The following is a 21,452-nucleotide window of genomic DNA, read 5'->3' on the forward strand; positions in this document are numbered from 1 at the left end:
ACGTCAAAAAGATTCCGCTATTCACGGAATCCTTTACACGAATATATCTGTTTTGTAGTTTTTGTGCTTTTTCTATTTCTTATTCAATTTCTGTTCTTAAATCCACTATATAGAGCGTCAGCTAAAAAGATTTTTTGAAGCCTGTCTATCTCTTTTTTATGAAAAGAAAGTGTTTCTTGGACGAACGAAATCCTTATAGAATCCGAAGCATTTTCTAATAGGTCAATTCCTTTATTTCATAGCTTTACGCAATTGTATTATCACTACTATATCCCCTTTGCAAAGCGGAAGCTAGAGAGTGGAAAGAAAAAAAGCTCCTTCTCCAAAGAGAAAGAGCTTTTATGGTTATTAAATGAGCTTACGCTTTATTTACGTTAGCAGCTTGTGGTCCGCGAGCGCCTTCTTCGATATCGAAAGTTACCGCTTGACCTTCTTCAAGAGTTTTGAAACCTTCGCCTTGAATTGCAGAGAAGTGTACGAATACGTCGTCTCCACCTTCAACTTCGATAAATCCAAAACCTTTGTCTGCGTTAAACCATTTTACAGTACCGTTATTCATTGTTTTTCCTCCATTGCGTCTTGCGCGTTTATTACTATTCTTGCTCTATATAATCATTCCAGACGATAATCAACTTAAAAGTCATTATTTCTTTCATCTTTCATCAATCACATACCGAACAACAATAAGTGAACTTTAGTATAACATGGATTCAAAGAAAAAGAAACTATATGAAAAGATTTTATGAAAATTAGGGAATGTGACCTATATAAACAACTGGTATGTTAACGTTTGTTGTTTATCATAGATGAAACCGTTTGCTATGTTATACTATTTTTATTACATATCATTGGGGGAAAAGCGAATGAGTTTATTCCGTACAAAGGATACCTTAATGGAACAATTAGGGATTGAAATTAAGGACATTAAACCAGATGGTACATGTGTGGCAACCATGCCAGTAGATCATAGGACGCATCAGCCATTTGGTTATCTTCACGGTGGCGCTTCTGTCGCACTTGCAGAAACGGTTGTAAGTTTAGGTGCAGCAAATTTAGTCGATTTGGAAAAACAAGCGGTGTTCGGTCAGGAAATAAATGCAAATCATGTTCGTTCCAAAAAAGATGGAATCGTGACTGCGACTGCATCGGTTATCTATCAAGGAAGAAGCAGTATGGTATATGAAGCTCGTATTGCGGATGAAAAGGATCGATTAATATCCATCTGTCGGTGTACGATTGCGGTTGTGGACAAACGGTAACTACATGATTATGATTTAGGAATTTAAAAATTTTAGCCTTTCGTCATACGTGTAAAGTATGGTAGGAAGGCTTTGTTTGTCAGCACCAACGACTTTTGCCGAATGGTAATGGTTAGTCTAGTCAATAGAGAGGGAGACATCTGTGGCAAATCAGGAATCACTTGTACCATTGAAATCACTTTTGTTCTGTTTTCATGCGTCAAACACGATTATTGTTAGTTTTTTACCGCTATATTTGCAATTCAAAGGTTTAAGCGGAACGGAAATCGGTTTGGTCTTAGCAATTGGGCCGTTAGCTTCTATCTTTGCACAACCCTTTTGGGGATATATGAGTGATAAGTATCGAACGGTTAAGAGAATATTGATGATTTGTTTAATCGGGTTACTTGTTAGCAGTGTTATTTTCTTTCAAATGAATTCCTTAATCGCTATCCTAGGAATGGCAGCCATCTTTTACTTTTTTATTTCTCCGATTGGTGCGTTAGGAGATAGCCTTGCTCAAAGAAGAGCGGATGCATTAGGTAAGTCGTTTGGAACCATTCGAACATGGGGCTCTATTGGGTTCGCAATTTCCTCTTTAGTGGTTGGGGAGATTTTAGCCAGAACCGGTATTCAATATATGATATGGCCCTATCTATTCTTTGGGTTAGCATGCTTAGCGATGTGTTTTACCTTAGTGGATGTTCCAACTAAGAGTCAAAAATCAATTCAACTAAAAGATGTAAAGCTACTCATTCAGAATCCGCCCTTTATTATTTTTTTGTTTTTAGTGATGTTTATTACAATCACGCACCGAACGAGCGACAGCTTTATTGGCATATACATTGCTCAATTAGGTGGAGGAGAAGGTTTGATTGGGATTTCTTGGTTCCTTGGAGTAGCGAGTGAAGCACTTGTCTTCGCATTAGCGGGGTTCTGGTTTAGAAAGTTTCCCCCACTCATTTTTATTATAATTGCAGGCCTTCTTTATAGTGTTCGTTGGTATATGTATGCTGTATTTGATGATCCAGCGCTTATTGTTGCCTTTCAATTTTTACATGGATTGACGTTTGGCGTGTTTTATTTATCTGCTTTTCAGTATGTGACCAGACTTATTCCGGAAAACCTGCAGGCAACCGGACATTTAGTGTTTGTTTCTGTATTCTTTGGATTATCAGGTATTATTGGTTCTTTAGGTGGAGGGGCCTTAATCGATTCAGCAGGAGGAGGTTTTTTATACGGGTGTATGGGAACTCTTGCATTTATTGGCGCCATTCTTTTACTTATCTATCATGTATTACCATTTGGTAAAGAAACAAAGCAGAAAAAAATGAAAGTGAGTTCCTAGATTGGTATATAGATACAAGTGGTATAATGAAGAAAAAGGAAGGTCAAGGAGGTTAGTTAGATGAGTTGGCCTTTAATTATTATTTTAATTATTTTGTTCATCCTTACATTAGGTGGTACGTTGTACGTAGTGAGACAAGAGGATCAGAAATTGAAGCAATATGAGCGTGAAGGGGATAGTGCAGAAGCACAATTAAAGCGCTCTAGAGAATATGAATCATCTTCATTAAAATCTAATGTTCCGATTCTAACAATTATATATGGGGTAACGTTTCTATTAGCTATATTGGCGATCGTGTTATATATTAAGTTTCGCTAATGGAGGAAAAAAGGGGCTGGGACATAACGAAAAGGATAAGCCGAAAAGCCGAACAACAGCCTATACTAGCTCCGGAAATATACCCAGCACGAGTAGGCTCACTAGCCGCCCGCGGAAAGCGTCGTATATTTCCGGAGCGGGGTATAGGCACTAATTATAATTGTTCGTTTTTTCATTGCTTAACATACTTTTGTCCCAGCCTCTTTTTATAAGTCTTTTAAAAACACATAGCTTACTTTTCGATAATCCATTTTATCCTCATAGAAGCGGTGGGCGTCTAATCGCTGTATGCCTGATGATAGGGAGATTTTACCGTACCCGTGCTCTTTCGCCCATTGTTCCACATAAGAGAGCAACTGTTCACCGTATCCTTGAGAACGGACTTCTGGCTTTGTGACGAGGTCACAGACCCAAATAAATTTTCCATTGTACAGCGTAATCATCGGCATATAACCAATGACGGCTACCATTTTTCCATCTGAACAAAGAGCTGCTAGTTGATAGTGGTCTTTTTCTTGCGCTTGTTCTACAAGTTCAAGGAATTCTTTTTCCTCCAAGTGGGTTCGTAGGTGCTTCATCACAGGATAGGCTTCCCGCCACTCATCCTGTGTAATTAGAGATTTAATCGTAACAGAGCTCATATGAAAATCCTCCTTGGAAACTTAAGGCTTAACAATCTCTAAAATAACGTGAACTGCTTTTTCCATATTATCAAGAGAAATGTATTCGAATTTTCCGTGATAGTTTTCACCGCCAGTAAATACATTTGGGGTCGGTAAGCCCATAAACGATAACTGAGAACCATCGGTACCACCACGTATTGGCTGAACGATTGGTTCGATATCCAGCTTTTTCATTGCGTTGTACGCCTTATCCACAATCTCTTTAACTGGCTCAATTTTTTCTCTCATGTTGTAGTATTGATCCTTCATATCTAACAAAATGCTCTCTTCCCCATACTTTTGACGGAGCTCGGTCGTAATAGCTTCCACTTTTTCTTTTTTAGCTGTGAATTTATCACGATCATGATCACGAATAATGTAATAAAGCTTTGTCTCTTCTACATCCCCACTAAAGGAAATAAGGTGATAAAATCCTTCATACCCTTCCGTATGTTCAGGCGCTTCTTCTACAGGTAGCTTGCTATGGAACTCCATGGCAATTTTAGTGGAGTTCACCATTTTGCCTTTTGCCGTACCGGGATGAACGTTGTTTCCTTTAAAGGTTAACTTGGCTGCAGCAGCATTGAAGCTTTCGTATTGTAATTCGCCAAGTGGTCCTCCGTCCATTGTGTAGGCATAATCTGCATCGAAAGCTTCTACATTAAATTTATGAGGACCTCTTCCAATCTCTTCATCTGGTGTAAACGCAACACGGATTCTACCATGCTTTAGTTCAGGGTGTTGGATAAGGTAATCCATCGCTGTCATAATTTCTGCAATCCCCGCTTTATTGTCTGCCCCCAATAACGTTGTACCATCTGTAGTGATTAACGTGTGGCCAACATAGTTTTGAAGCTCAGGGAATTCTTTAGGAGATAGTACGACTCCTAATTCTTTATTTAATACGATATCCTTTCCATCGTAATCACTATGTACTTGTGGGTTTACATTTTTACCTGTGAAGTCCGTTGCTGTATCGACATGAGCCAAAAAGCCAATGGTAGGCAGCTCCTCATCGGTATTTGCAGGGAGTGTGGCCATGACATAGCCGTTTTCATCCATCGTTACGTCTTCCATCCCAATTTCTTTTAATTCCTCAACAAGCATATTTGCAAGTACCAATTGTCCTTCCGTTGAGGGGCAGGATTCATTGTTTTCATTAGACTGCGTGTCAACTTTTACGTATTTCGTAAGTCTGTTTAAAATATCTTGTCTCACATGTATCATCTCCATCATTTAAATGTAGTTTTATCATACCATAACTGCTTTAAATAAATGAAAATTGGGGAAGTGACTCTATGTTCAACCGTCTTTCAAATGGTAAGAAACCTACCGTGTTTGTGGAAAATAATACTGCAATTCTATAAAATGAAGGAAATAGAGTGTTAGAAGGAGGAAATGCCATATGTCGTTACAACAACAAATTGCACAAGAATTAAACGTGAAGTCGACGATTGACCCTAAACAAGAAATAAGAAGACGTATAGATTTTATGAAAGAATATGTGCTTTTAACTGGTGCAAAAGGATTCGTTCTAGGAATTAGTGGTGGACAAGATTCTTCCTTGGCTGGAAGATTAGCGCAGCTTGCAACGGAAGAATTAATTGCAGAAGGAAAAGACATTGATTTTTATGCGGTTCGGCTTCCTCATGGTACACAAGCAGATGAGGATGATGCACAGTTAGCTCTTTCCTTTATTCAACCAAACCATGAGGTTCGATTTGATATTTTAGAAACGGTTGATGCCTTTGCGAAAAGCTATGAAAAGCAAATGGGGGAAAGGTTAAGTGATTTTAATAAAGGAAATGTCAAAGCGAGAACCAGAATGATCGCACAATATGCAATTGGTGGGCAAAAAGGGTTACTTGTTATTGGAACGGACCATGCTGCGGAAGCGGTGACTGGATTTTTTACGAAGTATGGAGATGGGGGCGCGGATCTGCTTCCGCTTACGGGCTTGACGAAACGGCAAGGCAAGCAGCTTTTACAGGAGCTAGGTGCCCCAGCTCGACTTTACGAAAAAGCACCTACTGCCGATTTGCTAGACGATACGCCGCAACAAGCGGACGAAGCAGAGCTTGGATTAACCTATGATCATATTGACAATTACTTGGAAGGGAAACAAGTCTCGCCGTCGGTTGCGAAACAGATTGAACGTCGTTACCAAATGACAGAGCATAAGCGGCAAGTACCAGCTTCAATGTTCGATGATTGGTGGAAACGATAGAGGATGCGAAAAAGACGCCTAATTAGGCGTCTTTTTCTTTTGGTGGGCGTTTTCCACGTTGTAGCTCCGATATCGATAGCCCAAAATCCATTTGTAGGTGCGGGTAGTCCTTGAAATTCTTCCAATCCCCGCCCCATTCAAATCCTAAAGACTTTGCGATTTCTACAACTTCCATCCAATCCGCTTGTTTATTTTTGTTTCCATCATAGGCCATGTCCCAAATCACATCTCCATTATCCAGCTCAATGGCAAAATCAATGGCAAGTCCATAGTTATGGTAAGACTCTCCTCCTTCCACATTCGTAACGATGCTTCCGTCTTGGGAACGTCCTTGTTCATATAATGCATTTTGCTCTTCGATGGAACGCCACTCATCTGTTATTAATATGTTAATTCCGATATCTTTTGCTTGCGTGATGAGTTCTTGCATGTTAGACGCGACAATAGGGTGTAATTCTGTCGGCATCGGCACATTCTTTTGTTTAAAAAAGTGGCGATTTTCAAACAATAGAAATAAGGCAAATATAGAAAAAAAAATGATGAAAATAGAAATGAGTATTTTAGGCAAAATAGGATGTACTCCTTTTATAAAAGTCGTAATATATCCATGCATAGTCATTTTACTAAAGATAACGGAGAGATGGAAAGGGGATTATATAATAGATGAGTTTCTTTAAATTGTTAAAAAAAGGAAATAAGTCAGCGCTTATTGCAGCAATTGTTAATACAATTATTTCAGCCGTTAAAGGTATAGCCTTTTTCTTTACGGGAAATGTAGCAATGTTTGCAGAAACAATGCATAGCCTTGGTGATGCCGCCAATCAATTTTTTGTATTTATAGGTTCAGCATTAAGCAAACGGCCACCTAGTAGACGTTTTCCAAACGGATTCGGAAGACTCGTGAATTTAGTGTTATTAGGTGCAGTATTAATTGTTGGAATTATGTCTTATGAAACCGTAAAAGAGGGCATTTTACATATTATTGATCCTATCGATTCAGAGGGGTTTCTAATTAATATTGCGGTATTGACTATTGCTGTAGTGTTAGAACTGTATGTGCTATTTAAAGCAATGAAGGAGATTAATCATGAGGTTGGTAGTGAGGCAACTGGATTATTAGTTATTTCAAGTAGTTTAAAAAATTATCGAAAAGCAAAGCCTGCAACAAAGCTGGTTTTTTTAGAAGATTCTGTCGCAACATCCGGTGGGGCACTAGCAATTATTGCTATTCTCATTTCTCATTACACGGACTTTCACCAAGCGGAAGGGATTGCTTCCGTATTAATTGGGGCTATGATGTTTTTTGTAGTAGGAAGAGTCTTCTTGGATAATGCTGCAGGTGTGTTGGGTGAAGCGGATTATGAAATGCAAAACAAAATTGGGAATTTAATTATGGTGGATCCGGATGTGAAAGATATTCCGGAGATTGCGGTTATGAAAGAAGGCGAAGAGCTTCACGTAGAAGTGGTGATTGAAGTAGATAAGAAGCTTACGATTGAACAAGCTGATGATATTAAAGATAGGCTGGAAGATACGATTATGAAGCAACAAGGAGTAACAGATGTCATTATTGAATTTGATGAAAATGATAGGATAAGGAAATGGAAGTCAACCGAGTGAAGGTAAGCATTCTACTAAATGTAGAATGCTTTTTTCTGTGTCGTGAAAAGTGGGAAAAATTTACGCTACCCAAGTGAAGTTTTACTGTGATATAATGTAGTTTAAATCTTTTGAAAATTTAAAATATAATTAAATAGGGGGAAACAAAGCCATGAAAAAAGGGTTGTGGAAAGGGATTGCGAGTGGGTTCGCAGCGTTGCTTTTACTGTCCGCGTGTGGCAGTGGCGGTGAGAGTGCCAGCGGTGGATCTGGGGAGAGCTCGACGACGTATAAAATAGGAGCGACACAAATTACAGAGCACCCATCTCTTGATGCAGCATACGATGGATTCCAAGAGGCTTTAGCAGATGCGGGATTAGACGTGGAATATGATTTGCAAAGCGCACAAAATGATCCGAACAATGCGAGTGTCATTGCTAATAACTTCGTTGCAGATAATGTAGATTTAATTTTTGCAAACTCTACACCTAGTGCAATTGGTGCGTTACAAGCAACGAAAGAAATTCCGATTGTATTTACATCTGTGACAGATGCGGTAGGGGCAGGTCTAGTGGAATCCATGGATGAACCAGGTGAGAATATAACAGGTGTCCTTGATTTACATCCGGATGCCATTAAAAATACAGTAAGCTTTATTGATCAGTACTTTAAAGGAGCAAAAGTTGGACTCATTTATAACGCTGGGGAACAAAATTCTGTTTCACAGATTGAAGCGGTGAAGGACGCTACCGATGGAACGAGCCTAGAGCTTGTGGAAAGAACCGTCGCAACTTCTGCTGATGTGCAGCAAGCGGCAAATACACTAGTTAGTGACGTAGATGTATTTTATATCATTACGGATAACACCGTTGTTTCTGCTTTGGATAGTGTCATTGGGGTAGCGAATGAACAAGATATTCCATTGATTGTTGGGGAGCCGGATTCTCTTAAAAAAGGTGGATTTGCAACGTTTGGTATTGATTATCATACAATTGGATACCGTGCTGGTGAAATAGCAGTTGACATTTTAAAAGGGGAAAAAACAACCGCAGATATTCCGGTTGAATACCCCGCTGAAATGCAGCTCTTTATAAATAAAAAAGCGGCAGAGGAACAAGGGGTAGAATGGAATTCAGATTGGGATGAGAACGCACAACTAGTAGAAGCTGAATAACTAGGAAGACTGACTTGGAGAGAGGCACTTTTCTCTAGGTCAGCCTTTTCAGTTAGAAGGAGGACATTATGTTTATATCAATATTTGGGGCTGTGGAATCGGGTGTTATTTATGCAATAATGGCTCTCGGTGTCTATTTATCATTTCGTGTGCTTGATTTCCCGGATCTAACAGTAGATGGAAGTTTTGTGACAGGATCATCTGTTGCTGCTATTTCAATCGTTAGTGGGGTACCTCCTGTCCTCGCAACCTTATTTGCTCTTTTAGCAGGTTTTCTAGCAGGGTGTATCACAGGTGTTCTGCACACGAAGGGGAAAATTAACCCACTATTAGCGGGTATTTTGATGATGATAGCTTTATATTCCATTAATCTACGGATTATGGGGAGACCAACCTTACCAATGTTAAATGAGCCGACCATCTTTAAACAAATTGGAGATTGGTGGGCATCTTTAGGAATTGATCAAGCAATAACTAGTTGGTTGACGAACATGGGGCTACAGCAAACACCGAGTACTTGGTCTGTTTTATTTTTTATGATCGTATTATTAGCACTTATAAAATTATGTATCGATTTCTTCTTGAAAACGGAAGTTGGCTTAGCTCTTCGTGCAACGGGAGATAACCAAAAAATGATTCGGAGTTTTTCTGCCAATACTGATTTTCTCATCATTATTGGACTGGGTTTGTCAAACGGACTTGTTGCAATGTCAGGAGGGCTGATCGCTCAGTACGGAGGCTTTTCTGATGTGAATATGGGGACAGGAATGATCATCATTGGGTTAGCTTCTGTCATTATTGGAGAAGCGTCGTTTGGAACAAAAACGATTGTCCGTACAACGCTAGCTGTCCTTCTTGGAGCTGTTGTATATCGAATCGTTGTAACGATAGCACTGCAAGTTGGTTTTCTGGAAACTGGCGATATGAAGCTAATCACAGCATTACTCGTAATTGCTGCACTGGTCGTTCCTAAAATCATAAAAGGAAGAAAAGAAAAACTCCGAAGACAACGTAAACGAGCAGCATTAAGTGTGAAGGAGGGATAACGTGCTTCAAGTTTCAGATATATCTATAACGTTTAATGAGGATACTCCAGATGAAAAGAAAGCTCTCCAGAACATTCAGTTATCCTTGAAGGAAGGAGACTTTGTGACGGTTATTGGAAGTAATGGAGCGGGTAAATCTACGTTGATGAACGTTATTTCCGGAACACTTGTACCAGATGTTGGTGAGGTCTCCATTGCGGGTAAACCAGTAACTAATCTTCCTGAACATAAACGATCCGCTTATATTGGTCGTGTCTTCCAGGACCCAATGTCCGGAACAGCTCCAAGCATGACCATTGAAGAAAATCTGGCAATGGCTTATTCACGAAATAAAAAACGAGGATTTAAAATTGGGGTGAATAAAAAAAGAAGAGAATTCTTTAAAGAATCTCTAGAAACGATTCATCTAGGATTAGAAAATCGTTTAAATGCAAAGGTTGGATTGCTGTCAGGTGGAGAACGACAAGCTTTATCCTTGTTGATGGCAACTTTTACGGAACCAGACATATTGCTTTTAGACGAACATACGGCAGCACTAGACCCTTCGCGAGCTGAGCTAATAACACAAAGCTCACTGGAGAAATTGTAGAGAAGTTCAACCTTACAACATTAATGGTGACGCATAACATGCAACAAGCTTTAGAGTTAGGGAATCGACTTATTATGATGGATAAAGGTCAAATTATATTGGATGTTAGTGGGCAAGAGAAACAGGAGCTCACCATCGAAAAGCTCCTAGAAGAGTTTAAGAGAATTCGTGGAGAACAGTTCGATAGTGATCGTGCTGTTTTAGGTTAAATAAACTTATTATAAAAAAACCGAGCTAATTGATTAGCTCGGTTTTTTTATAGAGTTCGCTGATATCGTTCCGGAAACCGCTGATATAATTTTTTTCGCTGATATATTAAAAAAACGCTGATATCGAAATTTTTACGCCGAAATACGGGAATTATCGCTGATATCCTCCAACAACTTATTGCAATGCTTGAGTTACATCATAAAGCTCCATCTCAACATCTGTGGAATTGCCCATTATACTATTGGCCAATTCCCTTCCTATAAACGGTCCTGATGTAAGTCCAGAGGAGCCTAATCCATTGGCAATATATAACCTTTTATAAGTTGGAACAGCCCCAAAAACTGGTAAATAGTTAGGGGTGACCGGTCTAAACCCAACACGCGTTTCCAATATCTCTGCGTCTGCCAGTCCAGGTGCAATATGTAATGCCTTATCCAGAATTTCTTTTATACCAGAAGCCGTAACTCGAGTATCAAATCCTACTCCGTTTTCATGAGTGGTTCCGATAACAATTCTTCCTTGGTCAAAAGATAATACATAATGATCACTAGGAGGCATGACGACTGGCCATGAACTAGTATCTGTGTTAGCTAGGCGTAAGTGAATAATTTGCGCTTTTTGTGGTTCTACTTGGAATGAGAGGTTTAGAGGAGTAAGTATATTTCCAGCCCATGCTCCAGCAGTTATGACAACTTGGTCTGCTTCTAGTTGCTGACCATTTACTACAACCCCATTAATATCCTGTCTATTAGTCCAAAGACTTGCTTCTCCTTGTATGTAATCTGCGCCTAGCTTTCGCGTAGCTCTAAGCAAGGAATCACGTAGTGCAGCTCCGTCTACTCTTGCACCGCCACTTACGTGTACAGCACCATAGCCTTCCGCAAGGGGTGGGAACATATTTCTTACTTGTTCGGGCCCCAATGTAGTAAGCTCTCCTATTTCCGGTGCTTGTTCACGTCTCTTTTCTGCTCTCTTAATCATGGCATCTAGTTTCTTTGGGTCTGAATGAATGCTTAATGTACCAACCTGTTTATATCCTGTGGATGTTTCACCGGCAGCCTCTAATTCTTGAATCAGTCTAGGATAATAAGCAGCGCCACCTTTAGCTAACGCATACCAAGCCTTATTTCTACGCTGTGATAGCCAAGGACATACAATGCCAGCGGCTGCAGCTGTTGCTTGTCCTTCCGATTCACGGTCTATTATGGTTACTTGTTGTCCTGCCTTTGCTAAATGATAAGCTGTGGAGACACCAACAATTCCTGCCCCGATTATGATGGAATTGGTCATCTGAATCCTCCTCTTTTCGGGAAAATGATAGGATTTATACAATGGATAACGTTAATTTCTATTTTGGATAATGAGAAAATTCCTTCCACCATATTCTAACATAGCTACTATATAAAGAAGGAGCTAGCCCTCCTAGAGCTAACTCCTTGAATATGGGATAAGTTATTTTATGCTTTCGATGTTGCTTTTCTTTTTCGCTAGTTGCTGATCGCTAAAATAACCTACTTGGTCAATAGAATAACCGTATTTTGTTATAATACTGTCCGTTACTAGGTTCGTAGAAATCGTATCACCATCTACAATGACCCAAAATGCTGATTTTGCTCCATCGTAGGTTGCTGTAACGTTTCCGTTCTTATCTTTTATCTCTACATAATCATACCCTGCTTCTGTCTCAAATCTAGAGAAATGAAGGGCAACCTTTTGAGCACCTACTTTTGTATAGGTGTGTCCACCTTGATAGTTGTTCGCATATGGATGTGCCGTTTCCGCACTGGCGGATTCGTAATACCATTGAGCCGTTGTCTGTGAATTAGTTGGATATGTTGCAGACAGTTGATAGGCTACGCTAGTACTTGATGCTCCATTATACCCCACTACTTTTAAGAAGAATGTTCCACCTGCAGTGGAAGAATAGGAAATAGATTCACTATTCGTGTTGCCATTCTCGGATTGTGCTAGTAGAGTTCCTGATGAGTCATATAAGTAAAGATCATAATCTCCAGGAAGATTTTTTAAGCTCGCTTGGATAGTGCCTGTTTCACTACTAGTGAACGTGTAGTAGTCAACATCTGATCCACTAGAGATATAACTATTATAATTTTCTCCACTTTCTATGGCATGCGCATTATTAGTCGTGTCATTCGGTTCAAATGTGTCATTGCTTGTCCCACTATTAGAACCGATGCCAACAGCTGCATATCCGTCAGACACTGCTTGGTATTCAGTGCTATTTGCACCATATAAATCTTCAGCTGACTGGAGTAGAGCGTTTCTAGCATCTTCAAAATCAGATTGGGATGTGAGATAGCTTGTTAGAGCTCTGTAGTAAATGTCGCCAGATTTATCTAGGCCAATATCATTGGCGATGTAGTAAAACGCTTTGTTCGGAATCCCACTATTTGTATGAACCCCGCCATTATCTGCAGACGTGTTATAGTAGTCGTCCATATGACTAGGTTGATCATATAGCTCAGGATTCTCTAGGCTTCTGAGTGCATCTCCTGGTGTACCTGGAGTGTAAATATCTTCTCCAAGCTGCCAGTCAAAATCGCCATTTTCTGCTTCTACAATAACTGCAAAAACATCGGACATGGATTCGTTTAACGCACCAGGTTGATCTTGATAAACGAGATTTGCGGTTGTGTCGGTTACCGCATGAGTGAGTTCATGAGCGACCACATCCAAGGAACCGGATAATGGACTAAAAGTAGATCCGTCTCCATCCCCATATACCATTTGGGACCCGTTCCAGAATGCATTATTAAAATTTGAACCGTAGTGAACGGTTGAGATGAGATCTGAACCATTATTGTCATAGCTGTTTCTACCATGTGTGTCATAGTAATAGTCATACGTTAACCCTGCAAAGTAATGAGCATCAACGGCTGCTGCTTGATTACTAGATTGAAAGTTATTGTCCGCGTCCGTCACATAATTACCGGGTAAGGAGGACCCTTGATTTGCCGTGTAGGTCCGGATTATTCCATCCATTGGCTTTGAAGTATCGTACAAATAGTACGTTCCATTAGACTGATAGGTTTGTAGGGTAACTGTCTCCCCACTAGATCCTTTCCCAGTACCTGTAGTAGCTGCTTCTTGTGTCATATCAATTGTTTCTACAATCTTACCATTTCCTGCATTAACAAATACTTGAGTACGACCTGCTTCAGGTTGGATATATTGAAGATCAATTAAATAAACAGGTTGCCATTTCTTTTTATCCTGATAGAGAAATAGTTTAGCAGAGGGTTCTGCAGAATAGCTATTAGAAGTAGGAGCAAAGGATAGTGCGGACTCTGCTTTTTGAATGGCTTCGTGGCTGGACAGCTTTACACGCTTTTTCCACTTTTTATTCTCGAGCTTAGGCTCTACCTGTCCATTCATGGAAGTAACCGTTCCATTCTTATCAGTGTGGACGATTAACTCCGAACCATAGACGGGGATGCCATCTACTTGCAACTCTACTTTGTAGTGACTCATTCCAAGTTCGTCCGTTGTAACATGAAGAATGTTGAACGTTCCATTCTGTAGGGAAAATAAATCGCGGTTTTCTTCTAGAAATGAAAGGACTTCCTTCTCTGAATCAATGGAGCTCTCTGATAGGTCCCCAGTGATGAATTCAGGTACACCACGTTTCTTGTCCCACTTAACCTTAACGTGCTTTTTATTATTGCTGTTTTCCATCTTTTCTATCACTTTCATTTGTTCTAGTTTCTTATCTGTTTGTTCATTCTTTGCTGCAGAAACTTCTGGTGAAAGAGGGATAGATAGAGATCCAGAAACTAAGGTCAGCACCATACCAATTACTAAGGGTTTCTTCATATACTCACTCCTTAATAGAATTATCAATCATAGGCCCACGGTTGATACTCTTTACACTAAATTAATCAGAAAATTTACACAATAGTCGATTCCTACCAATTATAATAGAGGAATAAGTCCTTCTACTTAGCCATTTTAAGAAATTAATAGATTTGTAGTAGAAATGAATTAACAAATGTAAAACTGAAACATAATATCCATAAATTACATATACAATAGTGTTTAAATAATCACTAATATTTTCCTTTGGAACGGATAAAATAAGAGGAAGCTGTTTTAGTTTACAAGAGATGTGAGGATGGGATATACTCACATTCTGAAAATAACTAATTCCGACTATTCAAATGGGGGTTAAAGGAAATGAAAAAGTTTTTATGGATACTTGCAATGGTTTCATTGGTCACATTCCTGTCGGCATGTGGATCCGATAATGAAGATACACAGTCTAATCATAATGCAGAGGGAGAAAAAACGGAAGAAAGTGCCTCTTTACATGATAAAGTCATGGAAGAAGGAGTTTTGACCGTTGGTACAGAGGGCACGTACGCACCTTTTACGTTCCATAATGAAGCTGGAGAACTTACTGGCTATGATGTAGAAGTCATCCGTGAAGTGGCGAAAAGAATGGGTGTCGAAGTAAAGTTTGAAGAAACTCAATGGGATTCTATGTTCGCTGGCTTAAATGCGGAACGATTTGATTTAATTGCGAACCAAGTTGGGATCAATGAAGAACGACTAGAAAACTATGATTTTTCTGTTCCTTATACGTATTCTGCTGCTGTAGTAGTGGTACCTGAGGACAACACGTCTATTACAACGTTTGAAGATCTAAAAGGGAAAAAATCAGCTCAGTCTCTGACAAGTAACTTTGGAGCAATTGCGGAAGAAAATGGTGCTGAACTAGTACCGGTTGATGGACTTGCACAATCTATCGAGCTTATTAAACAGGGGCGTGTAGATGTAACCGTAAATGATAAGCTAGCAGTTTTAGATTATATGAATCAACAGAAGGATGCCGCGATTAAAATTGCAGCACAAGAAGACAATGTATCAGAAACGGCACTTGCGTTTAGAAAAGGCAATGAGGAATTAGTCGAAGCAATCAATGAACAATTAGAAGCAATGAAGGAAGATGGAACTTTGACAAAAATTGCCAAAGAGTGGTTTGGTGAAGATGTTTCCGTTAAATAATTTGTTGTTCACGATAACGGCCGATATGCATGGATGGGAGTTGTTCGTCAACTCTCTTTGGCCTATGATTCAAGGTGGAATCCAATATACGATTCCCCTCACGTTAATTTCATTTGTTGTAGGACTTTTCATTGCTTTGGTGGTTGCTGTAATGAGACTTTCAACGATTTCGATTGTAAGGGCACCTGCGGTCGTATTTGTATCTGCGATAAGAGGAACCCCTTTGCTTGTCCAATTATTTATTGTGTTTTATGGCTTACCAAATTTAGGCGTTACCATTGATCCATTCCCAAGTGCAGTTATTGCATTTTCTTTGAATGTTGGAGCATATGCTTCCGAAATTATTCGTGCATCTATACTGTCTATCCCGAAGGGGCAATGGGAAGCGGGATATACAATTGGTATGACATACGGGCAGGCTTTACGACGAATTGTATTACCACAAGCAGCGCGTGTTTCTGTTCCACCTTTATCTAATACATTTATAAGCTTAGTAAAGGATACGTCTCTTGCTTCGCTAATTCTTGTAACGGAATTGTTTCGTAAAGCACAGGAAATTACGGCACGAACATACGATTTTCTATTACTCTATTTAGAAGCAGCGCTATTATACTGGATTATTTGCTTTGTGCTCTCCATTGTTCAAACGCTGATTGAGAATAGACTAGAGCGTCACATTGCCAAGTAGAAAGGAGGACAATGATGTATTTATCGGTTAAAGGGTTGACGAAGTCATTCGGAGACTTAAACGTATTGGATCAAATCGACTTGGACATACCAAAAGGAAAAGTTCTGGCCATCATTGGTCCTTCTGGATCGGGCAAAACCACTTTACTTCGTTGCTTAAATGCATTAGAGACTCCAGACGCTGGATTGTTTGAATTCCATGACGGATGGCAGCTCGACTTCGCAAGTCGAATCAAGAAAAATGATATTCTAAGCCTTAGGAAACGGTCCGGTATGGTTTTTCAAACCTATAATTTGTTTCCACATAAAACAGCATTGGAAAATGTTACGGAAGGACCACTCGTTGTCCAAAAGCGTGACAGTAAAGAAGTAATCGCGCTGGCAGACAATTTACTAGATAAAGTAGGACTAAAAGATAAAAAGGACTTGTATCCTTTTCAACTTTCGGGTGGGCAGCAACAACGTGTAGGTATCGCAAGAGCTCTTGCTATGGAACCAGAACTGATGCTGTTTGATGAACCTACTTCTGCTTTAGACCCAGAGCTAGTTGGAGAGGTGTTACAAGTGATAAAAGATTTAGCTAGTGAAGGTTGGACGATGGTCATTGTAACGCATGAGTTAAAATTTGCAGAGCAAGTTGCAGACGAGGTTATCTTTATGGATCACAGTAAAATTGTGGAACAAGGACCACCGGAAGAAGTACTAAAAGATCCGAAGCAGGAAAGAACGAAACAATTTTTAGAACGAGTATTAAATCCTTAAGCAGACGAAAGGTTCGTTTGCTTTTTTTATTTTTGAAAGAGATGACTGCTATGGAACGTCTCATAGATATCTATTATCAAAAAGGAGTTTTCGATGGAAATCCTTAAGGAAAGGAACTTCGACATTTCGTCATGCGAGTCAATGCAGCTGATATTGGAGTTAAACGGATATACTCTGTCTCCAATTGGATTACTACTTGCAAAAATGAATTTTTCCACTTGTTTATTAACTTAAACGGGGACTACCTTTCTTTAGCAGCGCAAGATGATGGGGGAGCTACGATTAATAATGGGGTATTTTTTACCTCTTATTCAATTTACGATTATTCTTTTCACCGTTTTCTTAGTCGTAAGACAAATCAATCGTCTACGTAAACCAGATCAAAATCCAATGGATTCTATGATAAAAAAAGAATGTCCGTATTGTATTACTTCCATTGCAGAAAAGGCAATTAAATGTCCGAGCTGTGGTTCGGATCTAGAAAATTTTCCAAGGAATCAATCTATTCCTGCCAAGCAACAAGTGAAACTACGCATTAAATAAAATACGTCTACAGTCTTAGCGTTCTTCCAACTCCCTTCCGTTTTGCTTAAGGACAAGCAACAATATAATTAAAATAAACGGAGTAGAAGGGTAGGTTGGTCTTCGTGATTTCGAGCCAATGGAGAGAATTAAAAATATCAGGAAGTGGAACTACTTCTGGCGGTTCATACGGATATGTGAAGATAAATGGAAGTGGAACCGTTTTGGGAGATTTAATATGTAAAGAATTCGTATCTGGAGGTAGCTCCAAAGTCGAAGGAGATTTGACCATTGAATTAGTTGACATAAAGGGGAAAACTAGTATTGAAGGAAGCATGCAAGCTCAAACAGTGCAAGTCCAGGGGACGTGTAAAGTTGCAGGGAGTGCATCTGTCCGGGAATTAATAGTAAAAGGGACTACTAAAATTGCAGGGGCAATAATTGGAGAAGAATTACTTTTTAAAGGTGCTTTAAAGGTCAATGGCGACTGTGATGTTACGCAAGCCAGAATGCACGGATCTTTTACGGTATCTGGTTCGCTTAAGACAGAGTTCTTATCTGTTAAACTTCATGGAAGATGTTCGGCCACATCCATTTATGCAAAGAGGTTAGAGGTAGTAAAAGGTGGCTTCTCATTCGGGTTAGAGAACCTGTTTGAAGGGTTAGCAAAAGAACTCCGAACAGATATGATTGAGGGCGAAGCAATCTATCTAGAGCATACAAGAGCGAATACCGTAAGAGGTAAAAACGTGCACATAGGTCCAAATTGTCAGATTAAATATGTAGAATACAAAGAAGAAATCACTATTGCACCAGATGCAGTAGTAAGAGAGAAAAAACAAGTGTAGGATCTACACTTGTTTTAATTTTCAGATTATTAATGTCCTGGGAAATATTACCCGAACTATCGGGATATATATTTATTATTATCGATCCAGAATCTCCATGGGTAATCCTTCGCTGCTCCACTATTATCTATTCCAATACGTGGACCAGATTTAATGGAAAAAGACATAAATTCCTTAGGTTTATGGCTAATCCAAAGAGGTGGCTCCTTTAGTGTATGTCCATAGTCTTGTAATGTTATACCAAGTGCTTTTGTTAGTTTTCCAGGACCGTTCGTCATTTGGTAAGGTGTTTTTACGTTTGGTCGTCTTTTTCTCATCAGCTCTTGATTGTAATAAGGTTCAATACCACGTACAAGTATGGCTTCCGGCTTATCGATTGGTCCCGACACAACATTAAACAGATTATGGGTGTGCATGGTGTACATATAGGCATTTCCAGAAGGCCCGAACATAACTTCTGTTCGTTTTGTTCTTCGGTTATTATAGCTATGAGCTGCTCGGTCTTCAGGCCCTTTGTAAGCTTCTGTTTCTACTATAATTCCTCCTGCTAACCCCTCCTCGGTTTCTTTCCAGAGCACACAACCTAATAAAGCTTGTGCTAAGTCTAACGTTTGTTTTTCATAAAAGGAAGTTGGGAGAGGGGGATGTAGCTTTATCATCTCTGTATTTTTCATACTAATTAGCCTTTCTATGAAATCGTTATGCCTTATTCTAACAAGAAAAAACAGCCTCTGGAAAGAGGCTGTACGTTACTAGTATTAATCTTCATCTACAGGATAAACACCATTTTCATCATGAACTTCGTTGCCAGTTAATGGCGGATTGAATACACACACCATTCTCATATCAGAATCAGGGTGTGCGCGCAGTAAATGCTCGTCATGCTTATCTAACGCATAAATCATATCTTTTTTTATTGGCCAAACTTTATTGTCACTAAGTGTAACTACTTCTCCCTCACCCTCGATACAATAAACAGCTTCTAGGTGATTTTGATACCAAATATGAGTTTCCGTGCCGGCCTTTATAATGGTGTCATTTACAGAGTATCCCATGCCGTCTTTTTTTGTAAGAAGTCTTCGACTTACCCACGTTCCTCCGTCAACTTCCTTCTCTGTTCCTAAAATGTCTTTTAATGCAACTACTTTCATGTCTAGTTCCTCCTAAGTTTAATTCGCAACTGGTTCTTTTGTTAGCTCTTTAACACTTTCTTCAATGATTTGGAGTCCTTTTTCAAGGCCATCTTTATCAATATTTAGAGGCGGGAAAAGCTTAAAGACTTCATCTTTTGGTCCAGAAGTTTCCATAATCAAACCATTTTCAAAGGCCTTCGCCGCAACTTTGTTTGATAGACCATCTACTTCTGAGCTGATCCCAACCATAAATCCTCTACCTTTAACTTCTCCTTTGAGCTCAGGGTAATCCTTCACAATTTTAGATAGAAAATCATAGATTATCGTAGATTTTTCTTGAATCTCATTTTCGAAGGATTCATTTTCCCAGTAAGTTAGAGCGGCAGTTGCCGTTACAAAGGCGTGGTTGTTTCCACGGAATGTACCATTGTGTTCGCCAGGCTCCCAAATATCTAAATCTGGTCGGAATAACGTAACAGCGAATGGTAACCCGTATCCGCTTAATGATTTGGATAGGCAAACGATATCTGGTTTGATCCCTGCTTTTTCAAAACTAAAGAATGTGCCAGTACGACCGACACCTGCTTGCACATCATCGACGATAAGTAAGATACCCCAGCGGTTACATATTTCTTCAATTCGTTTTAACCATTCGAAGCGAGCAGCGTTAATTCCACCTTCACCTTGAACTGTTTCTAGAATCATGGCTGCAGGAATTTCTACACCACTTCCATTGTCTTCTAGGAATCTTTCTAAATAGTCTAATGTATCAAGCTCATCGTTAACGAAATTATCGTATGGCATGGTTACCACGTTTTGTAATGGAATTCCAGCACCTTTACGTTTAAAAGCATTTCCTGTCACAGACAGGGAACCAATTGTCATACCATGAAAACCATTTGTAAAGCTAATAACATCTGTACGGCCAGTAACCTTTCTAGCAAGCTTAAGTGCGCTTTCTACTGTATTTGTACCGGTCGGTCCTGGAAACATGATTTTATAATCAAGATTACGAGGTTTTAGGATAACGTCATTAAATTTCTTTATAAAATCAGCTTTAGCGGTTGTAGCCATATCTAGCGAATGGGTGATTCCATCTTCTGAAATATATTCAATTAATTTCTTTTTCATAGTTGGATCGTTGTGACCATAATTTAGTGCACCTGCACCTGAGAAGAAATCAATGTATTCATTTCCTTCTTTATCCCACATTTTGTAGCCTTTTGCTTTTGTGAAAATGGTAGGGAAGCTACGGCAGTAACTGCGCACCTCGGATTCCAATTGTTCAAATATACCTAATTCGTTTTGAGTCAACGTTGATATCCTCCTTAAGAAACATTATAGGTTTAATACCCGTGGGTTTTATTAATAAACCTACTTAATCTTTGCTTTTTATCAAAATTACCGTTGTCATTTATTCTTCTTTTGGTCTCAACGGACCAACTCTAAAACTTAACTCTGCTTCATGTTCATCTCCAGGAAATAAATCCTGTGCAAAACATTCCGTGACCGTGCATTTTGTGTCATGGTCTCTGGCGAGTCGTTTAAAAAGGGATTGGGATGCTTTATTAGATGGAGTAACAGTTGCTTCCACAAAGCGAACATCTTTACATGCTCTTCTGTTAACTAGTGCATTTAAGAGCTTGGATGCAATTCCTTTTCCACGTTGGGATGAATCTACACCAATCTGCCAAATAAATACTACATCTGATTGTTCAGGGGGGATAAATGCGGTTACGAATCCTACGAGTTTGTCATTTTCTTTTGCTACTACACATGTTTCTCGAAAGTACTTGCTCATCATGATATATTTGTAAGCTGAGTTTTGATCCAATGTTGATTGGTTCACTAGTTCCCACATCGCGGTTCCGTCTTTTGGTATCGGTTTTTCAAAAGTCACCGTGTCCATCGTGTCCATAACAGGGACAGTTGCCGTCTGATTACTAATTGTCAATTCCTCCTTAGAGTTTAATCACCTTTTAATAATAGGATTAATCGTAAGCATGCGCAAATCAGTTAAAACGTGATAAGAGAGCATTAAGTGGACTGACTTAGCATTAAACG

22 protein-coding genes and 1 pseudogene are annotated in these 21,452 nt (G+C 39.4%); 13 read left to right on the forward strand and 10 right to left on the reverse strand.

Annotation, left to right across the window (positions count from 1 at the left end; genetic code table 11):
• Positions 1-358: 358 nt before the first annotated feature.
• On the reverse strand, positions 359-559 hold the full coding sequence (locus FN924_RS01625; RefSeq protein WP_143891775.1) for a cold-shock protein: 201 nt from the start codon (positions 557-559) through the stop codon (positions 359-361).
• 304 nt (positions 560-863) lie between these two features.
• Between FN924_RS01625 and FN924_RS01630 the strand changes: the two genes are divergently transcribed.
• From FN924_RS01630 to FN924_RS01640, 3 genes are all read left to right on the forward strand, one after another.
• Entirely contained in the window at positions 864-1,259 is a 396-nt protein-coding gene (locus FN924_RS01630) for a hotdog fold thioesterase (RefSeq protein WP_143891776.1), read from the forward strand.
• A 142-nt stretch (positions 1,260-1,401) separates the two neighbouring features.
• Positions 1,402-2,586, forward strand: a complete 1,185-nt coding sequence (locus tag FN924_RS01635) for an MFS transporter (protein WP_143891777.1) — start codon at positions 1,402-1,404, stop codon at positions 2,584-2,586.
• A 60-nt stretch (positions 2,587-2,646) separates the two neighbouring features.
• A complete protein-coding gene (locus FN924_RS01640; protein ID WP_143891778.1) occupies positions 2,647-2,904 on the forward strand; it encodes a hypothetical protein in 258 nt (85 codons plus the stop codon).
• Positions 2,905-3,110: 206 nt separating this feature from the next.
• Here the strand turns inward: FN924_RS01640 and FN924_RS01645 are convergent, their stop codons facing one another.
• Together FN924_RS01645 and pepT are read right to left on the reverse strand one after the other, a co-directional pair.
• Positions 3,111-3,545, reverse strand: coding sequence for a GNAT family N-acetyltransferase (locus FN924_RS01645; RefSeq protein WP_143891779.1), 435 nt, complete (start codon positions 3,543-3,545; stop codon positions 3,111-3,113).
• A gap of 21 nt (positions 3,546-3,566) precedes the next feature.
• Complete coding sequence (pepT, locus tag FN924_RS01650) at positions 3,567-4,784, reverse strand: peptidase T (protein WP_143891780.1); 1,218 nt, start codon at positions 4,782-4,784, stop codon at positions 3,567-3,569.
• A 187-nt stretch (positions 4,785-4,971) separates the two neighbouring features.
• On the opposite strand from pepT, the gene nadE reads away from it, so the two are divergent.
• The gene (nadE, locus tag FN924_RS01655; RefSeq protein ID WP_143891781.1) at positions 4,972-5,793 is read left to right on the forward strand and encodes an ammonia-dependent NAD(+) synthetase; all 822 of its coding nucleotides are present in this window, start codon (positions 4,972-4,974) and stop codon (positions 5,791-5,793) included.
• A gap of 22 nt (positions 5,794-5,815) precedes the next feature.
• Here the strand turns inward: nadE and FN924_RS01660 are convergent, their stop codons facing one another.
• On the reverse strand, positions 5,816-6,301 hold the full coding sequence (locus tag FN924_RS01660; protein WP_228409637.1) for a M15 family metallopeptidase: 486 nt from the start codon (positions 6,299-6,301) through the stop codon (positions 5,816-5,818).
• 155 nt (positions 6,302-6,456) lie between these two features.
• On the opposite strand from FN924_RS01660, the gene FN924_RS01665 reads away from it, so the two are divergent.
• From FN924_RS01665 to FN924_RS01680, 4 genes and pseudogenes are all read left to right on the forward strand, one after another.
• Complete coding sequence (locus FN924_RS01665; RefSeq protein WP_143891782.1) at positions 6,457-7,413, forward strand: cation diffusion facilitator family transporter; 957 nt, start codon at positions 6,457-6,459, stop codon at positions 7,411-7,413.
• Positions 7,414-7,564: 151 nt separating this feature from the next.
• Positions 7,565-8,566: an ABC transporter substrate-binding protein gene (locus FN924_RS01670; RefSeq protein ID WP_143891783.1), complete on the forward strand. Its 1,002-nt coding sequence runs from the start codon at positions 7,565-7,567 to the stop codon at positions 8,564-8,566.
• A 68-nt stretch (positions 8,567-8,634) separates the two neighbouring features.
• Positions 8,635-9,612, forward strand: a complete 978-nt coding sequence (locus tag FN924_RS01675; protein ID WP_143891784.1) for an ABC transporter permease — start codon at positions 8,635-8,637, stop codon at positions 9,610-9,612.
• A gap of 1 nt (position 9,613) precedes the next feature.
• A pseudogene (locus FN924_RS01680) lies at positions 9,614-10,410 on the forward strand (ABC transporter ATP-binding protein).
• Between the two features lie 175 nt (positions 10,411-10,585).
• Here FN924_RS01680 and FN924_RS01685 read toward each other — a convergent pair.
• Both FN924_RS01685 and FN924_RS01690 read right to left on the reverse strand, forming a co-directional pair.
• Complete coding sequence (locus FN924_RS01685) at positions 10,586-11,701, reverse strand: NAD(P)/FAD-dependent oxidoreductase (protein ID WP_143891785.1); 1,116 nt, start codon at positions 11,699-11,701, stop codon at positions 10,586-10,588.
• Between the two features lie 162 nt (positions 11,702-11,863).
• Positions 11,864-14,245, reverse strand: coding sequence for a M4 family metallopeptidase (locus tag FN924_RS01690; protein ID WP_143891786.1), 2,382 nt, complete (start codon positions 14,243-14,245; stop codon positions 11,864-11,866).
• 360 nt (positions 14,246-14,605) lie between these two features.
• On the opposite strand from FN924_RS01690, the gene FN924_RS01695 reads away from it, so the two are divergent.
• The 5 genes from FN924_RS01695 (at position 14,606) to FN924_RS01715 (ending at position 18,255) form a co-directional block, all read left to right on the forward strand.
• Entirely contained in the window at positions 14,606-15,436 is an 831-nt protein-coding gene (locus tag FN924_RS01695) for an amino acid ABC transporter substrate-binding protein (protein WP_143891787.1), read from the forward strand.
• Positions 15,420-16,124 carry an amino acid ABC transporter permease gene (locus tag FN924_RS01700; protein WP_143897078.1) on the forward strand — a complete coding sequence of 235 codons (705 nt, stop codon included), beginning with the start codon at positions 15,420-15,422 and terminating at the stop codon, positions 16,122-16,124. The genes FN924_RS01695 and FN924_RS01700 overlap by 17 nt, the downstream gene beginning before the upstream one ends.
• Before the next feature lie 14 nt (positions 16,125-16,138).
• Positions 16,139-16,885, forward strand: coding sequence for an amino acid ABC transporter ATP-binding protein (locus tag FN924_RS01705; RefSeq protein ID WP_143891788.1), 747 nt, complete (start codon positions 16,139-16,141; stop codon positions 16,883-16,885).
• A 288-nt stretch (positions 16,886-17,173) separates the two neighbouring features.
• Positions 17,174-17,428: a zinc ribbon domain-containing protein gene (locus FN924_RS01710; protein WP_228409531.1), complete on the forward strand. Its 255-nt coding sequence runs from the start codon at positions 17,174-17,176 to the stop codon at positions 17,426-17,428.
• A gap of 104 nt (positions 17,429-17,532) precedes the next feature.
• On the forward strand, positions 17,533-18,255 hold the full coding sequence (locus tag FN924_RS01715; RefSeq protein WP_143891790.1) for a polymer-forming cytoskeletal protein: 723 nt from the start codon (positions 17,533-17,535) through the stop codon (positions 18,253-18,255).
• A 56-nt stretch (positions 18,256-18,311) separates the two neighbouring features.
• Here the strand turns inward: FN924_RS01715 and FN924_RS01720 are convergent, their stop codons facing one another.
• The 4 genes from FN924_RS01720 to ectA all read right to left on the reverse strand — a co-directional run bounded on the left by FN924_RS01720 (position 18,312) and on the right by ectA (position 21,306).
• Complete coding sequence (locus FN924_RS01720; protein WP_143897079.1) at positions 18,312-18,914, reverse strand: DNA-3-methyladenine glycosylase; 603 nt, start codon at positions 18,912-18,914, stop codon at positions 18,312-18,314.
• A gap of 99 nt (positions 18,915-19,013) precedes the next feature.
• Positions 19,014-19,406, reverse strand: a complete 393-nt coding sequence (locus FN924_RS01725; protein WP_143891791.1) for an ectoine synthase — start codon at positions 19,404-19,406, stop codon at positions 19,014-19,016.
• An 18-nt stretch (positions 19,407-19,424) separates the two neighbouring features.
• Positions 19,425-20,702 carry a diaminobutyrate--2-oxoglutarate transaminase gene (gene ectB / locus FN924_RS01730; protein WP_143891792.1) on the reverse strand — a complete coding sequence of 426 codons (1,278 nt, stop codon included), beginning with the start codon at positions 20,700-20,702 and terminating at the stop codon, positions 19,425-19,427.
• A gap of 100 nt (positions 20,703-20,802) precedes the next feature.
• Complete coding sequence (gene ectA, locus FN924_RS01735) at positions 20,803-21,306, reverse strand: diaminobutyrate acetyltransferase (RefSeq protein WP_143897080.1); 504 nt, start codon at positions 21,304-21,306, stop codon at positions 20,803-20,805.
• Positions 21,307-21,452: the final 146 nt, after the last annotated feature.

The organism is Radiobacillus deserti (assembly GCF_007301515.1).
Classification (GTDB): domain Bacteria; phylum Bacillota; class Bacilli; order Bacillales; family Amphibacillaceae; genus Radiobacillus; species Radiobacillus deserti.

Coding starts and splice junctions, on each gene's coding strand:
- FN924_RS01625 (WP_143891775.1), bottom strand. CDS start 559: ATGAATAACGGTACTGTAAAATGGTTTAACGCAGACAAAGGTTTTGGA.
- FN924_RS01630 (WP_143891776.1), top strand. CDS start 864: ATGAGTTTATTCCGTACAAAGGATACCTTAATGGAACAATTAGGGATT.
- FN924_RS01640 (WP_143891778.1), top strand. CDS start 2,647: ATGAGTTGGCCTTTAATTATTATTTTAATTATTTTGTTCATCCTTACA.
- FN924_RS01645 (WP_143891779.1), bottom strand. CDS start 3,545: ATGAGCTCTGTTACGATTAAATCTCTAATTACACAGGATGAGTGGCGG.
- nadE (WP_143891781.1), top strand. CDS start 4,972: ATGTCGTTACAACAACAAATTGCACAAGAATTAAACGTGAAGTCGACG.
- FN924_RS01665 (WP_143891782.1), top strand. CDS start 6,457: ATGAGTTTCTTTAAATTGTTAAAAAAAGGAAATAAGTCAGCGCTTATT.
- FN924_RS01670 (WP_143891783.1), top strand. CDS start 7,565: ATGAAAAAAGGGTTGTGGAAAGGGATTGCGAGTGGGTTCGCAGCGTTG.
- FN924_RS01675 (WP_143891784.1), top strand. CDS start 8,635: ATGTTTATATCAATATTTGGGGCTGTGGAATCGGGTGTTATTTATGCA.
- FN924_RS01685 (WP_143891785.1), bottom strand. CDS start 11,701: ATGACCAATTCCATCATAATCGGGGCAGGAATTGTTGGTGTCTCCACA.
- FN924_RS01690 (WP_143891786.1), bottom strand. CDS start 14,245: ATGAAGAAACCCTTAGTAATTGGTATGGTGCTGACCTTAGTTTCTGGA.
- FN924_RS01695 (WP_143891787.1), top strand. CDS start 14,606: ATGAAAAAGTTTTTATGGATACTTGCAATGGTTTCATTGGTCACATTC.
- FN924_RS01700 (WP_143897078.1), top strand. CDS start 15,420: ATGTTTCCGTTAAATAATTTGTTGTTCACGATAACGGCCGATATGCAT.
- FN924_RS01705 (WP_143891788.1), top strand. CDS start 16,139: ATGTATTTATCGGTTAAAGGGTTGACGAAGTCATTCGGAGACTTAAAC.
- FN924_RS01710 (WP_228409531.1), top strand. CDS start 17,174: ATGGGGTATTTTTTACCTCTTATTCAATTTACGATTATTCTTTTCACC.
- FN924_RS01720 (WP_143897079.1), bottom strand. CDS start 18,914: ATGATAAAGCTACATCCCCCTCTCCCAACTTCCTTTTATGAAAAACAA.
- FN924_RS01725 (WP_143891791.1), bottom strand. CDS start 19,406: ATGAAAGTAGTTGCATTAAAAGACATTTTAGGAACAGAGAAGGAAGTT.
- ectA (WP_143897080.1), bottom strand. CDS start 21,306: ATGGACACGATGGACACGGTGACTTTTGAAAAACCGATACCAAAAGAC.